Origin of the sequence: Agrobacterium vaccinii (assembly GCF_021310995.1) — a bacterium.
Taxonomy (GTDB): Bacteria; Pseudomonadota; Alphaproteobacteria; order Rhizobiales; family Rhizobiaceae; genus Agrobacterium; species Agrobacterium vaccinii.
On sequence record NZ_CP054150.1, the window covers coordinates 1,368,924 to 1,381,933 of the forward strand.

Sequence of the window (13,010 nt, forward strand, 5' to 3'; positions counted from 1 at the left end):
AACACAGCGCGCCGATTGCTACCTGTCGCGAAACGAAGGATGCACCATGGCCTCACGCGATCGATATTCCCGCAAACTCGAATGTTCCAAATGCGGCCATAGCGGCTTTGCAGAAGCGTCCGAGCAGGATGAGAAGGCAAATCCCGATGTGGATTTTCGCATAGATGAAATGCCCAGGGGTTTTCGTGCGGAGCGTCCGTCGAGAAATCCAGCTGAGTACATGATACGCTGCGGGCAGTGCGGAAACATCTTCCGCTTCCTGCAAAAGGTGGCCTATGCGCCGGGTGGCGAACCGCGAGCCAGCCAGCGTTGATCATCCAGCCCGGAGTGCATTATGAGCACCGTTGACAATAACCAGAGACGAGACAGGCCACCGCCACGTAAAAAGCCGATCTGGCCGTGGCTGCTTCTGCTCGTCCTCACGCTCCTTGGTATTTACGCCTGGAACCGGGCGCACGAGCTTTTCGACGAATTCTCAAGAAACATGCCAACTGCCATCATAGAGTTGTTCGAAGACTTGCTGAAAGAAAATCACGAGAGCAGGCCTGCGCCGGGACTGGATGTATCGGCCCCGTCTCCCAGCCGCAGCTACTGACAGATTTCCGGCTGCAAACAAAAAAGCCCCGCAATGGGCGGGGCAGGTTGGTCGCTCGGGGAAAGTCGGGCAAAGCCCTTGAGCGATGGCTCTTTCTATTTGAGATTTGCCAAATTAGGAAAGTGCACATCCAGCCGCATCGGTACGCTCGTTAAAAATAAGTCAGCAATCACGACATAATTTTTCTGACGGCATAAAAAAAGCCCCACCAAAAGGCGGGGCCAAGCTATGCCTGATTGGCTTTCAGGACTTGGGAGCTCCTCCCGTGGAGGAAGCAAATCAGGCATAACGGTGGATGCCAGCGTGTGAAAGGCCATTGTGGTGGCGAACGGTACGCTTCTGGTTGAATTTCAAACCTTGGCGATACGCGTTTTCCGCGTTCAGCACTTGTTCATCACTGCCGTGCCATTTTGCGAGCATATTGAGCCGATACCCGAGACTGGTTCGGCTCACATGGAGCAGCCCGCAATGAAAAAGATTCTTCTCGCTACACTTGCCGCAATCATCGCCAGCGGCGCGGTGTTGACCAGCGTTCAGACTGCATCAGCACAATATTACGATGGCCCCTACAGGTACGACCGTCGCGGTCCGCCGCCACCTCCTTATCGTGACCCTCCGCGCAGACACCGCGACCATGACGGCAGAATTATTGCCGGTGGCATCGCAGCTGGCGTTCTGGGTGGTATTATTGGCGGCGCTCTCGCCAACAGCGGCCCTCGCTACGTCGAGCCACCACCACCTCCGCCGCCAAGATGCTGGTTCGAGGACCGTCAGATCCGCAACGCCTATGATGGCGGCTGGCACACCGAAAGTTTCCGCGTCTGCCAGTAATGGCTGCACAACGAATGAGTTGATGAAAGCCGGCCTTCAGGTCGGCTTTTCTTTTGCGCCACCGACACTTCATATCATCGCCTCATTGTTTTCGAAGGGTCTGATCACGACAGACTTGAAAACAAGGACAATATGATGCGCAGCGCAACACACGACGTTTTTGGCGAACCGCAGGACGTGCTTGCTTTGAAGGACGCTCCGGTCCCAAAACCTGGTGAAGGGCAGTTGCGCATACGCACGCTTCTTTCCCCCATCCATAATCACGACCTTTGGACGGTGCGTGGCAACTATGGATACAAGCCACCGTTACCCGGCGCGATCGGTGGCAGCGAAGCGGTTGGTATCGTTGAAGAACTGGGCGAGGGCGCTGATGCTTCTCTGTTGGGTCGACGGGTCGCGGTAGCGGGTGTGCACGGGTCCTGGGCCGAGTATTTTCTCGCACCTGCGGCTGGCGTCGTTCCCGTGCCCGATACGATATCCGACGAAGCGGCCGCGCAGTTGATCGCCATGCCCTTCAGTGCCATCACATTGCTGGAGTTTCTGGGCGTCAAGGAAGGTGACTGGATGATCCAAAACACCGCCAACGGCGCCGTTGGCAAGGCCGTCGCCATGCTTGCGCAGGCCCGCAACATTCACGTCGTCAATCTCGTGCGTCGTGATGACGGCATCAAGGAGCTCTCCGACCTCGGCATCATCAACGGTGTGTCGACGGCAACGCCGGATTGGAAGGATGAGGTGCGCTCAATGACCGGGGATCATCCAATCCGCGCCGGTGTCGATTCTATTGGTGGCACTGCCAGCAACGATATTGCCGAATTGCTGGGTGATGACGGTCTGCTCGTTTCCTTTGGATCGATGACCGGTGCGCCCATGCAAATTTCGTCCGGCCCTGTCATTTTCAAACAACTGACCATCAAGGGTTTTTGGGGCAGCAAGGTCATTGGCTCCATGCCGACGGATGTCCGGCACCGCCTCTTCGGTGAACTCATCAGGCTGGTGGAAGATGGCACGATCAAACTACCCGTAGAGGGCGTCTACGATCTGGCTGACATCGCCGATGCAGTGAAGGCGTCACTCGCGTCAGGAAAGGCGGGGAAAGTTCTGTTGAAGCCGTAGGACGTCAAGCGAGAGGCGCACGGCGGGGCGGTCAAAGCCGCTTCCGCACGCCGATGTTTGGTGCTAACTGGCGATTGGAGCATTACATCCGGGGGGATAGACTTTGATCGCCAATATTCTCATCGTGCTGATCGCAGCACTTCATTTCTATATTCTGATCTTGCAGATGGCCTTTTGGACAAAACCGGCGGGTCGAAAAGCCTTCAGGCTCTCGCCGGAATTTGCAGAAAGCAGCAAGGTGCTTGCCGCCAATCAGGGTCTTTACAACGGTTTCCTCGCGGCTGGTCTGATCTTCAGCTTAGCACACGGCATCGCCGACAGAAGCATCGCTATCTTCTTTCTGGTCTGCATCTTCGTCGCTGGCATCTTCGGTGGCGTGACGGCGCATCGAAAAATCATGATGATCCAGTCAGCACCTGCGCTGATCGCTCTCGTCGCGGTGCTAGCGGGGGTCTGACCTACTTGGATGCCGCAGCGTGGAGGCGGGCGACGATGTAATCGTAGCTCTCCATGACCTGCACGCGCTCATTTCCAGCACGCAGAATAAGTGTGCCTTGCGCCAGCGGTGAAATCTGGGTGACGTGGTCGAAATTGATGGCAAACTTCTGATTATTGCCCGCCGCTGTCACTTCAATCCACATCTTAAAGCCCTTTGAGAATCGTCAATTCCGGCTCTTATAAATGCTGCGATAAAAGCCGCCAATGATTCACGATAACAATTTGCAAGCATAAGCGCGCAAGCGTTGTATAGGCTGAAAAAACAGAAGAATAACTGGGAATGCAGGATGCGTATCGCCACAATCGGCAATGGAAAATCCTGGCAGATGGGGTGGGATTCGAACCCACGGTACGCTCTCACGCACGCCGGTTTTCAAGACCGGTTCCTTAAACCACTCGGACACCCATCCGTGTTATGCGTGGCTTTATAACGGTTTGCTCTACTGCGTCAATCCGTCGTTATGGGCTTTTCGGCGTCGTGGAAGAGGTGGTGCGATTAATAAAGCGGTAACCACGTTGGTTACAATTTTATCTAAATCGCATTACCCGTTCGCAATTTCGCCATGTTGCGAGCAAGATTAAGCGGCTGTTAGGTGCTTCGATGTCAGGGGCATGATCATCGAGGCATGAGAGGGGTTGTCGTAAAGACGGCTCAAAGCAGCACGGGGCACGGATTTGAAATCTACGGTAACGAAAGTCGGTGTGAGCGCGAAGTGGCTCGGCATTGCCGTTCTATGCGCAGCGACAGCATCCTGTTCGACAACGTCGAAGACCGAAACCAAGCCTAAGCGGAGCAAGGAATATTTTTCCGAATCCGAGTATGGCGTCAAGGCCAGCCCGCGTGTTGCCGATGGCGCCAATATTCCAAAGGGCGGCGGGCGTTTCCTCGTCGGTAATGCCTATACCGTCAAGGGTCGCCGCTATTTCCCGAAGGAAGAACAGAATTACGACAAGTCGGGCCTTGCGTCCTGGTACGGCTCCGCATTCCACGGTCGTCTCACGGCCAATGGTGAAGCCTACGACAAGGAACACCTGTCTGCGGCGCACCCGACTTTCCCTTTGCCCAGCTATGCCCGCGTTACCAACCTGAACAACGGCTCCTCCGTCATCGTCCGCGTCAACGATCGCGGCCCGTTCCACGAGGGTCGCTTGATCGACGTGTCCAGCAAGACAGCCGATCTACTGGATATGAAGGCCACCGGCACGGCAAACGTCCGCGTCCAATATGTCGGTCGCGCACCGCTTGATGGCCATGATATGCCGTATCTGATGGCGTCCTATTCGCCGAAGGGTTCGCGTGGTCCGGGCATCAATCCCGAGGGACAGATTGCGACGGGCGTGATGGTCGCATCCGCTTCGGCAACCAATATTCCAATTCCGTCCAGCCCTGCCTATGGCGGCTCTGCGCAGATGGCGATGGTTGGTACGAAGAAAAATCAGGCGCTACAGGCCATGCCACTGGTCAATGGCCCGGCACCTGTCATGAGCCAGGGCTCCGAGCAATTCGTGATTCTCCCTGAGATCGGCCCGTTCCTCAGTGAGCGCCCGGAAGGCAATTTCCTTCGTGCGCCGACGCCAGCAGGCCGTTTCGCTTCAGCCTATTCCGAAGAAGCCGCACCTGTTTCAAAGGCCGCGAGCGCCTTCGACAAGGTTCTCGTCAATCGCGGGCAACTGACCGAAGCGTCCATTCTGAGCTTCGTGAAAAACAAGCAGGGCAAGGCACGCTGATTCTTTGCCCCTCCTGCCTGCCTCGAACCCATCTTCGACTGCGGAACGATTCAGAAAGTGTTTTCAGGAAAATTGCCTGAAGATGCTGCAAGTCGTTGCGCTTGCTGAAAGACACAGACTGGCGGGCTGAGACGTTATGCGCACACTTATTTTCCGACATTTTCGCCCACTTCTGATTGCTGCGGTCTGTATCCACGCTGGCGCAGGCATTGCCTCGGCCCAAGCAACCATCACGGTCAAGGCGCAGCAGGCCTATATGGTCGATGCCGAGACCGGCACGGTTCTGCTTGCCATAGATGAAAACAAGCCGTTTCCACCCGCATCACTTGCCAAACTGATGACCGTCGAAGTGGTGATGGACGCGTTGACACAGGGGCAGGTGAGTGCCGAGACGGCCTATCCCGTTTCTGAATATGCCTGGCGCACCGGGGGCGCACCATCGCGGACATCCACGATGTTTGCGGCACTGAAATCCTCCGTTCCGATCAATGATCTTCTGACCGGAATTATCGTGCAGAACGCCAATGACGGCTGCCTTATCGTCGCCGAAGGTATGGCGGGGTCCGATCCGGCTTTCGCAAAGCGGATGACCGAGCGGGCAAAGACGCTCGGCATGACAGCCAGCGCCTTTGCAAACTCGACTGGTTTGCCCGACCAAGTCAGCAGCACCACGGCGAAAGACATGGTTTTGCTGGCAAAGCACATTCACGACACGTCGGGGGATCGCTACGGCCTGTTCAGCAAGCCGGATTTTGAGTGGAACCGCATTTTCCAGCGCAACAAGAATTCGCTGATCGGTAACGGAATCGACGGGTTGGGATTGGGTTATGCCGAGGGCCACGGCTTTTCAGCTGTCGTTTCGGCTGAGCGTGATGGACGCCGCATTTATCTCACTCTCGCGGGGATAGCGGATGACAAGACCCGGCAGGAAGAAGCGCGTCGCGTGGTGGAGTGGGGACTGACAGCGTTCGAAAAGCGCAGCCTGTTCCAGAAGGATGAGACCGTTGGCAATATCAGCGTCTACGGCGGCTCTGTTTCGGCTGTCGATCTGGCGGTGCACGAGCAGGTCAGCATTCTCGTGCCGATCAACAATCCCGACCGGCTTTCTGGCCGCATCGTCTATAAATGGCCGCTTAATGCCCCGTTGGAGGCCAATTTCAATGCGGCAACGCTGCGGATTTTCTCCGGCGAAAAACTGCTGCGTGAGGTGCCGCTTTACACCAAGGCCGCTGTAGACACGGGAACGTTGACGCAGAATGCGACAGGCGCACTGAAAGAACTGTTGTTCTTCTGGTTATAGCAACATCGCACGGTTTGGCTGCGGTTTTCCGAGACGTGCTTTCACGTCGATAGTTTCCCAATCTGCTGATATGGGTTACACACAGGCCGACCTATTGCGGAAGTCAGGAAGTTACATTGTCCGAAAACACTGGATTGTTCATCAGCTTCGAAGGCGGCGAGGGCGCTGGAAAATCCACGCAGATTACCCTTCTTGCCGAGACCTTGCGCAAGCGCGGACTTGAAGTCGTCGTGACCCGCGAGCCGGGCGGTTCTCCGGGTGCGGAAGCCGTGCGTCATGTGCTTCTTTCGGGTGCCGCCGAACCTTTTGGCGTGCGCATGGAGGCCATGCTGTTTGCCGCCGCGCGCAACGACCATGTGGAAGAGGTGATCAGACCAGCACTGAACAAGGGCTCCGTTGTTCTGTGCGACCGCTTTCTGGATTCCTCCCGGGTTTATCAGGGTACGACAGGCAATCTGGAGCCGGAATTCATCGAGACCCTGCAGCGCATTGCAATCGACGGCACGATGCCGGATCTGACGCTTATTTTCGATATCCCTGCCGCCTCCGGTCTTGCACGGGCGCGTAAGCGGGCAGACGAGGGCGCGACGCCTGACAGGTTCGAGAAGGAAGAGCTGGAAACGCACGAGAAGCGGCGCGAGGCCTATCTCGATATCGCCCTGAACGAGCCGCGGCGGTGTCGCATCGTCAACGCAGATCAGCCACCTGAAAAGGTAACCGAAGACGTGTTGTTACTGGTAGAACCGCTGCTGGCGAACGTCACGGAAATTGCGGAATGAGCGAGGTTCACGGCGTTCTGGACGGAGCCATTCCGCCGCAGGAAAACCCGAAATTATTCGGTCATGACGAGGCAGCGCAGTTCCTGGCGCAATCCTATCGCTCGGGTAAGGGTCACCATGCCATCCTGATCGAGGGGCCGGAAGGCATTGGCAAGGCGACGCTTGCGTTCCGCTTTGCCCACCACGTGTTGTCTTACCCGGAGCCCGCGCTGGCGCCGGAAAATCTAGCCGACCCTGACCCGGAATCTCAGGTCAGCCATCAGATTGCGTCTGGCGCATCGCATAATCTGCTGCATTTGACACGACCGGTCGATGAGAAAACCGGAAAGGTGAAGTCGGCTATTACGGTGGATGAGGTTCGAAGGGCAGGGCACTTCTTCTCCCAGACCTCCGGTACCGGCAACTGGCGTATCGTCATCATCGACCCGGCAGACGACCTGAACCGCAATGCCGCGAATGCAATCCTGAAAATTCTTGAAGAGCCACCGAAACGGGCGCTGTTTCTGGTTCTTTCGCATGCGCCTGGCAAACTTCTGCCCACCATCCGCTCACGCTGCATGCCCTTGCGTCTCCTACCGCTGGGCAATGGCGATATGGAGCGGGCCCTGCAAAATCTCGGCCTGACCATGTCTGATGACAAGCGGACATCGCTTCTGGCCGCGTCCAAGGGCAGCGTTTCGCAAGCGCTGAAGCTTCTGAACTACGGCGGCTCCGACATCGTGGATGTGTTCAGCGACGTCATGGCGGCGAGCGGTCCTTCTGCGCGAAAACAGATGCACAAACTTGCCGACGTGCTGGCCCAGAAGGACGGCGACATCGTTCTCGGCTTCTTCATGGAGCATGCAACCGAAACTCTGATGGACAGAGCAAGGGCTGCGGCCATGGCAGGCGATATCAGTGCCGCCGAGCGTCATGCGCGCCTGTCATCATCGCTTTCAGAACGCATTACCATCGCGCAGGCCTATAATCTGGACAAGAAGCAGATGGTGCTTTCCATTCTGGAAGACATGCGCGCCGTTTGACAGTCCGTCAATTTTGTACGGCTTTTGCTTTCGCTTGCGCGAACAATAGGCTAAGAGCGGTCTATCTCAAAAACAGACCGTAAAGCCGATCGAGCGTCATGACAGACAAGACACCTTTCTACATCACAACAGCGATTTCCTATCCCAACGGCAAGCCGCATATCGGCCATGCCTACGAGCTGATCGCAACGGATGCCATGGCGCGTTTTCAGCGTCTGGATGGTAAGGACGTCTTCTTTCTGACCGGCACGGACGAACACGGCCAGAAGATGCAACAGACAGCGCGCGCCGAAGGCATCACGCCGGAAGAACTGGCGCAGCGCAACTCCGACCAGTTCCGCGCCATGGGCAAGCTGCTCAACGCCTCCAATGACGATTTCATCCGCACCACGGAAGAACGTCACCACGAGACGTCGCGCAACATCTGGAACCTGATGGCCGATAACGGCGACATCTATAAGGACAGCTATGCCGGCTGGTACTCCGTGCGTGACGAGGCCTATTATGCCGAGGACGAGACAGAGGTGCGTACCGATGGCGTCCGGTACGGCCCGCAGGGCTCACCGGTCGAATGGGTCGAAGAGGAAAGCTATTTCTTCAAACTGTCCGAATATCAGGACAAACTGCTGAAGCTCTACGAAGAGAACCCTGATTTCATCGGTCCAGCCGAGCGCCGCAACGAAGTCATCTCCTTCGTTAAGTCCGGTCTGAAAGACCTCTCAGTCTCGCGCACGACGTTCGATTGGGGGATCAAGGTCCCCAATGATCCGAAGCACGTCATGTATGTGTGGGTGGATGCCCTCACCAACTACATCACCGCGACCGGCTACATCGAAGACAAGGATGGCCCGCGCGCCAAATACTGGCCTGCCGACGTGCACATCATCGGAAAGGACATCATTCGCTTCCACGCGGTGTACTGGCCTGCCTTCCTGATGAGCGCTGGCTTGCCACTGCCCAAGCGCGTTTACGCCCACGGCTTCCTGCTCAACAAGGGCGAGAAAATGTCGAAGTCTGTCGGCAACGTGGTCGATCCCGTCGATCTGGTGAACCATTTCGGGCTGGATCAGGTGCGTTACTTCTTCCTGCGCGAAGTCTCCTTCGGACAGGATGGAAGCTACAGCGAAGACGGAATCGCCACCCGCATCAATGCCGATCTGGCAAATGGCATCGGTAACCTTGCCAGCCGCTCGCTATCCATGATCGTCAAGAATTGCGATGGTCAGATTCCGACACCCGGTGCCTTTACCGAAGAAGACAAGGCGATGCTCGCCGCCGCCGATGCGCTGCATGCGACATGCCGCGACGAGATGGGCAAGCAGATGATCCACAAGGCGCTTGCCGCGATCATCGCTGTCGTTTCTGAAACTGACCGCTACTTTGCGGGACAGGAACCTTGGGCGTTGAAAAAGACTGACCCGGAGCGCATGGGCACGGTTCTCTATGTGACGGCAGAAGTGGTTCGCCAGATCGGCATTCTTCTTCAGCCGTTCATGCCAGGTTCTTGCGAAAAGCTTCTCGATCTCGTTGCCGCACCTGCGGACAAACGTGATTTCGCAGCCTTGGGTGAGGGCGGTCGTCTCGTTCCCGGTACGCCGCTCGAAGCGCCGAAGCCGATCTTCCCGCGTTATGTGGCGCCAGAGGCTTGAAGCCGATGCTGATCGATACCCATTGCCATCTGGATTTTGCCGATTTCGATGCAGAGCGCGACGATATCATCGCGCGCGCTCATACATCCGGCGTCAGCCAGATGGTGACGATCTCCACCCGCGTCGCGCGTCTGCCGGAACTGCTGAAGATTGCGGAAAAATATCCCTCAGTCTTTTGTTCGGTCGGCACGCATCCCAACAATGCCGACGAAGAACTCGACATCATGGCCGACGATCTGGTGCGGCTGGCCAACAGCCACGATAAGATCGTTGCCATAGGCGAGGCGGGTCTGGATTATTTCTACGATACGCAAAAGCCTGAAGATCAGAAAACCGGTCTGCGACGCCACATCGGAGCTGCGCGTATTACGAAGCTGCCTCTCGTCATCCATAGCCGCAGCGCCGATGACGACATGATCGCGATTTTGCGCGAAGAAAGCGGGAAGGGTGCTTTTCCGTTCATTCTGCACTGCTTTTCAGCTGGTCAGGAACTGGCGAATGCCGGTGTGGAGCTTGGCGGCTACGTCTCCTTCTCAGGCATTCTGACCTTCCCAAAATCGCAGGACATCAGAGATATCGCAGCGACCGTTCCGCTGGACCGGCTGCTGGTGGAAACAGATGCGCCCTATCTTGCGCCCAAGCGCTGGCGCGGCAAACGCAATGAGCCATCCTACGTCGTCAACACGGCCGAGGTATTGGCCGAGGTGCATGGCATCTCCTATGAGCAGATGGCTGACATCACCACGGAAAATGCTTTCCGCTGCTTTTCCAAGATGACGAAGGTGTAGGTTTGGCAGGCTATCGGCGTCGCTTCACGATACTGGGTTGCGGCTCGTCGCCGGGCGTGCCGCGTATCAATGGTGACTGGGGCGCTTGTGATCCTGAAAATCCCAGAAATATGCGCACTCGCGCGGCCTTCATGGTCCAGCAATTTGCTCCCGATGGTGGCATGACGACCGTGGTGATCGATACCGGGCCGGATCTTCGTGCGCAGCTGATTGCCGCGAGGGTCGAACATTTAGACGCTGTGATCTACACCCACTCCCATGCCGACCACCTCCATGGCATCGATGACCTGCGTGGATATTTCATTTCCAGCCGCAAACGGATTCCCATCCACGCCGACCCGGCGACGATGCAGCGCATTCGCGATGGATTTCCCTATTGTCTGGAAACACCGCCGGGCAGCAACTATCCACCCATCGTCGAGCCGCATATCATCCACGACATGGACACGGAATTCGAGGTTGCCGGGGCAGGCGGCACTATCAGTTTCAAGCCACACATGCAGCAGCACGGCGACACGCACTCGCTGGGTTTTCGCATCGGCGATGTCGCCTATTGCACCGATGTCAGCGACTTTCCGCCCGAGTCCGTGGAAAAGCTGATGGATATCGCCGTGCTGGTGATCGATACGTTGCAGTACCGCTTTCATCCCAGCCATCTGTCGCTTGAACAGTCGCTGGATTGGATTGCGAAGCTTCGAGCCAAGCGCGCCATACTAACCCACATGCACACGCCGCTAGATTATGACACAGTCATGCGGGAAACGCCCGACCACGTAGAGCCGGGTTACGACCAGATGCGCTTCGAGATCGACCTGATTTGACCTGATCTCGGACTGCCAAGGAAAAACGATGTCGACCAAGCCTTTCCGTGCACCCACTATGGCAAGCTTCTTCGATAATCTCCGCTCAAGCCGCCTGCGCGCGGTTTTCCGGCGCGGCGAAGTCGCGTTGGTCATACTGGCTTTGTTTGTGGGCGCGGCGGCGGGTCTTTTCGTCGTCCTCATCGGCGCAATCACGACCTTTCTCCACACGCTCGTCTTTGGCGTAGAGCGATTGAGCAGCAGCGACCTGTCCGGCTGGATCGTGCTTCTCGGGCCGCTGGCCGGCGGTATCATTCTCGGCACCATCATTTTCATTATCTCGAAAACCCGCAAGAAACCGATGATCGACCCCATCGAGGCAAACGCCTTGCATGGCGGTCGCCTGTCTTTGACCGATAGCGTTATCGTCTGCTTGCAGAACATCGTTTCCAACGGATTTGGCGCATCCGTGGGGCTTGAGGCCGGTTACACACAGGTCGCCAGTGGCGTCGCATCGAAGCTCGGCGTCAATCTGAAGCTGAGGCGAGGCGACATGCGTATCCTGGTCGGCTGCGGCGCGGCAGGTGCCATCGCTGCGGCCTTCAATGCGCCGCTGACAGGCGCGTTCTATGCCATAGAGCTCATCATCGGCACATACACCATCGTCACGCTCGCGCCCTTGATCGTTTCAGCGCTGGTCGCGACCATCGTAGCTGGCCTGTTGTCCCAGCATGGCCTCAGCATCGACATCGTCGGCCACAGCGCCGTGACGCCACCCGATTATATTCCCGCGATATTTCTGGGCGCGGTCTGCGCTGGCATCGGCATCATTCTCATGCAGACTGTGTCTTTCATCGAGGAAACAGCCCGGAAAAGCCGAATCCCGATCTGGCTCAGGCCAGCGCTGGGCGGCATTGCCGTCGGCGCACTGGCACTGATTTCGCCGCAGGTTTTGTCCAGCGGCCACGGCGCGCTGCATCTAAACCTCGATGCGGCCATGACGGTCTGGGCATTGAGCGGATTGTTTGTTCTGAAAGCCGCTGCCAGTGCCATTTCAATTGGCTCTAACTTTCGCGGCGGCCTATTTTTTGCATCCTTGTTCATGGGCTCGCTGTTGGGCAAAATTTTTGCGATTTTTGCGCCCTATATCGGTTACGGCGATACCCAGCCCATCGTCTACGCCGTCATCGGCATGAGTGCCTTCGCAGCCGCAATCATCGGCGGACCCTTGACCATGACGTTTCTGGCGCTGGAACTGACGGGCGACTTCCAGATCACCGTTTTGGTGCTCGCAGCGGTCATGACGACTTCGCTGGTGGTGCGCACGACCTTCGGATATTCCTTCGCCACATGGCGCTTCCATTTGCGCGGCGAAAGCATACGCAGCGCCCACGACATCGGCTGGATTCGCGACCTGACCGTCGGAAAAATGATGCGCGCCGATATCAGAAAAGAAACCGTCAGCATCGGCCTGCCAGCCTTCAAGGAAAAGTTTCCACTCGGCTCGACCCAGCGCGTCATCATGACGCACGACGACGGACGCTACGCCGGCATCATCCTCGTACCGGAAATCTACGCCGACCCCATGGAGCGGGATTCCAAAACGATCAGCCTCGAAACCTATCTACGCTACAAGAGCGACGTACTTTTGCCAACCATGAACGCCCGCCAGGCCGCGGCCTTGTTCGACACCACGGAAAGCGAAGTGCTCGCTGTCGTCAACGACAAGATAGAGAACAGACCCATCGGCCTGCTAACCGAAAGCCACACGCTCCGAAGGTACAGCGAAGAACTCGACATCAGACGTCGGGAGGCTTCTGGGGAAATATGATTTTGAAGGAGGTCTTCTCTCTATGAATTCAAACCGGCAACGCTAGATGGCTTGAGACACCCGGCTTATTCCT

At 57.0% G+C, this 13,010-nt stretch carries 14 protein-coding genes and 1 tRNA gene; 13 read left to right on the forward strand and 2 right to left on the reverse strand.

What is annotated here, in order from left to right:
* Nucleotides 1-46 precede the first annotated feature (46 nt).
* From HRR99_RS06920 to HRR99_RS06940, 5 genes are all read left to right on the forward strand, one after another.
* A complete protein-coding gene (locus HRR99_RS06920; RefSeq protein ID WP_112500037.1) occupies nt 47-313 on the forward strand; it encodes a hypothetical protein in 267 nt (88 codons plus the stop codon).
* Nucleotides 314-334: 21 nt separating this feature from the next.
* Nucleotides 335-595, forward strand: a complete 261-nt coding sequence (locus HRR99_RS06925; protein ID WP_233123234.1) for a hypothetical protein — start codon at nt 335-337, stop codon at nt 593-595.
* Nucleotides 596-1,063: 468 nt separating this feature from the next.
* A complete protein-coding gene (locus HRR99_RS06930) occupies nt 1,064-1,426 on the forward strand; it encodes a hypothetical protein (RefSeq protein ID WP_111838494.1) in 363 nt (120 codons plus the stop codon).
* Between the two features lie 135 nt (nt 1,427-1,561).
* A complete protein-coding gene (locus HRR99_RS06935) occupies nt 1,562-2,542 on the forward strand; it encodes a zinc-binding dehydrogenase (protein WP_233123235.1) in 981 nt (326 codons plus the stop codon).
* Nucleotides 2,543-2,645: 103 nt separating this feature from the next.
* Nucleotides 2,646-2,999: a DUF1304 domain-containing protein gene (locus HRR99_RS06940; RefSeq protein ID WP_233123236.1), complete on the forward strand. Its 354-nt coding sequence runs from the start codon at nt 2,646-2,648 to the stop codon at nt 2,997-2,999.
* A gap of 1 nt (nt 3,000) precedes the next feature.
* Here the strand turns inward: HRR99_RS06940 and HRR99_RS06945 are convergent, their stop codons facing one another.
* Together HRR99_RS06945 and HRR99_RS06950 are read right to left on the reverse strand one after the other, a co-directional pair.
* Complete coding sequence (locus tag HRR99_RS06945) at nt 3,001-3,183, reverse strand: hypothetical protein (RefSeq protein WP_111838349.1); 183 nt, start codon at nt 3,181-3,183, stop codon at nt 3,001-3,003.
* 177 nt (nt 3,184-3,360) lie between these two features.
* A tRNA-Ser gene (locus HRR99_RS06950) sits at nt 3,361-3,450 on the reverse strand.
* Nucleotides 3,451-3,715: 265 nt separating this feature from the next.
* Here HRR99_RS06950 and HRR99_RS06955 point away from each other — a divergent pair.
* The 8 genes from HRR99_RS06955 to HRR99_RS06990 all read left to right on the forward strand — a co-directional run bounded on the left by HRR99_RS06955 (nt 3,716) and on the right by HRR99_RS06990 (nt 12,937).
* Nucleotides 3,716-4,768: a septal ring lytic transglycosylase RlpA family protein gene (locus HRR99_RS06955; protein WP_233123237.1), complete on the forward strand. Its 1,053-nt coding sequence runs from the start codon at nt 3,716-3,718 to the stop codon at nt 4,766-4,768.
* Nucleotides 4,769-4,904: 136 nt separating this feature from the next.
* The gene (locus HRR99_RS06960; RefSeq protein WP_233123238.1) at nt 4,905-6,068 is read left to right on the forward strand and encodes a D-alanyl-D-alanine carboxypeptidase family protein; all 1,164 of its coding nucleotides are present in this window, start codon (nt 4,905-4,907) and stop codon (nt 6,066-6,068) included.
* Between the two features lie 116 nt (nt 6,069-6,184).
* Nucleotides 6,185-6,847 (forward strand): dTMP kinase, encoded by a 663-nt coding sequence (tmk, locus tag HRR99_RS06965; RefSeq protein WP_233123239.1) that lies wholly within the window; start codon nt 6,185-6,187, stop codon nt 6,845-6,847.
* The gene (locus tag HRR99_RS06970) at nt 6,844-7,869 is read left to right on the forward strand and encodes a DNA polymerase III subunit delta' (RefSeq protein WP_233123240.1); all 1,026 of its coding nucleotides are present in this window, start codon (nt 6,844-6,846) and stop codon (nt 7,867-7,869) included. The genes tmk and HRR99_RS06970 overlap by 4 nt, the downstream gene beginning before the upstream one ends.
* A 98-nt stretch (nt 7,870-7,967) precedes the next feature.
* A complete protein-coding gene (gene metG, locus HRR99_RS06975; RefSeq protein ID WP_233123241.1) occupies nt 7,968-9,518 on the forward strand; it encodes a methionine--tRNA ligase in 1,551 nt (516 codons plus the stop codon).
* Nucleotides 9,519-9,523: 5 nt separating this feature from the next.
* Entirely contained in the window at nt 9,524-10,306 is a 783-nt protein-coding gene (locus HRR99_RS06980; protein WP_233123242.1) for a TatD family hydrolase, read from the forward strand.
* 2 nt (nt 10,307-10,308) lie between these two features.
* A complete protein-coding gene (locus tag HRR99_RS06985; RefSeq protein WP_233123243.1) occupies nt 10,309-11,127 on the forward strand; it encodes an MBL fold metallo-hydrolase in 819 nt (272 codons plus the stop codon).
* Nucleotides 11,128-11,155: 28 nt separating this feature from the next.
* A complete protein-coding gene (locus HRR99_RS06990; RefSeq protein ID WP_233123244.1) occupies nt 11,156-12,937 on the forward strand; it encodes a chloride channel protein in 1,782 nt (593 codons plus the stop codon).
* The last annotated feature ends 73 nt before the right edge of the window (nt 12,938-13,010 follow it).

What these genes read in the sequence shown, in the direction of transcription:
- HRR99_RS06920 (WP_112500037.1), top strand. Translation starts at nt 47, where the DNA reads ATGGCCTCACGCGATCGATATTCCCGCAAACTCGAATGTTCCAAATGC.
- HRR99_RS06925 (WP_233123234.1), top strand. Translation starts at nt 335, where the DNA reads ATGAGCACCGTTGACAATAACCAGAGACGAGACAGGCCACCGCCACGT.
- HRR99_RS06930 (WP_111838494.1), top strand. Translation starts at nt 1,064, where the DNA reads ATGAAAAAGATTCTTCTCGCTACACTTGCCGCAATCATCGCCAGCGGC.
- HRR99_RS06935 (WP_233123235.1), top strand. Translation starts at nt 1,562, where the DNA reads ATGCGCAGCGCAACACACGACGTTTTTGGCGAACCGCAGGACGTGCTT.
- HRR99_RS06945 (WP_111838349.1), bottom strand. Translation starts at nt 3,183, where the DNA reads ATGTGGATTGAAGTGACAGCGGCGGGCAATAATCAGAAGTTTGCCATC.
- HRR99_RS06960 (WP_233123238.1), top strand. Translation starts at nt 4,905, where the DNA reads ATGCGCACACTTATTTTCCGACATTTTCGCCCACTTCTGATTGCTGCG.
- HRR99_RS06970 (WP_233123240.1), top strand. Translation starts at nt 6,844, where the DNA reads ATGAGCGAGGTTCACGGCGTTCTGGACGGAGCCATTCCGCCGCAGGAA.
- metG (WP_233123241.1), top strand. Translation starts at nt 7,968, where the DNA reads ATGACAGACAAGACACCTTTCTACATCACAACAGCGATTTCCTATCCC.
- HRR99_RS06980 (WP_233123242.1), top strand. Translation starts at nt 9,524, where the DNA reads ATGCTGATCGATACCCATTGCCATCTGGATTTTGCCGATTTCGATGCA.
- HRR99_RS06990 (WP_233123244.1), top strand. Translation starts at nt 11,156, where the DNA reads ATGTCGACCAAGCCTTTCCGTGCACCCACTATGGCAAGCTTCTTCGAT.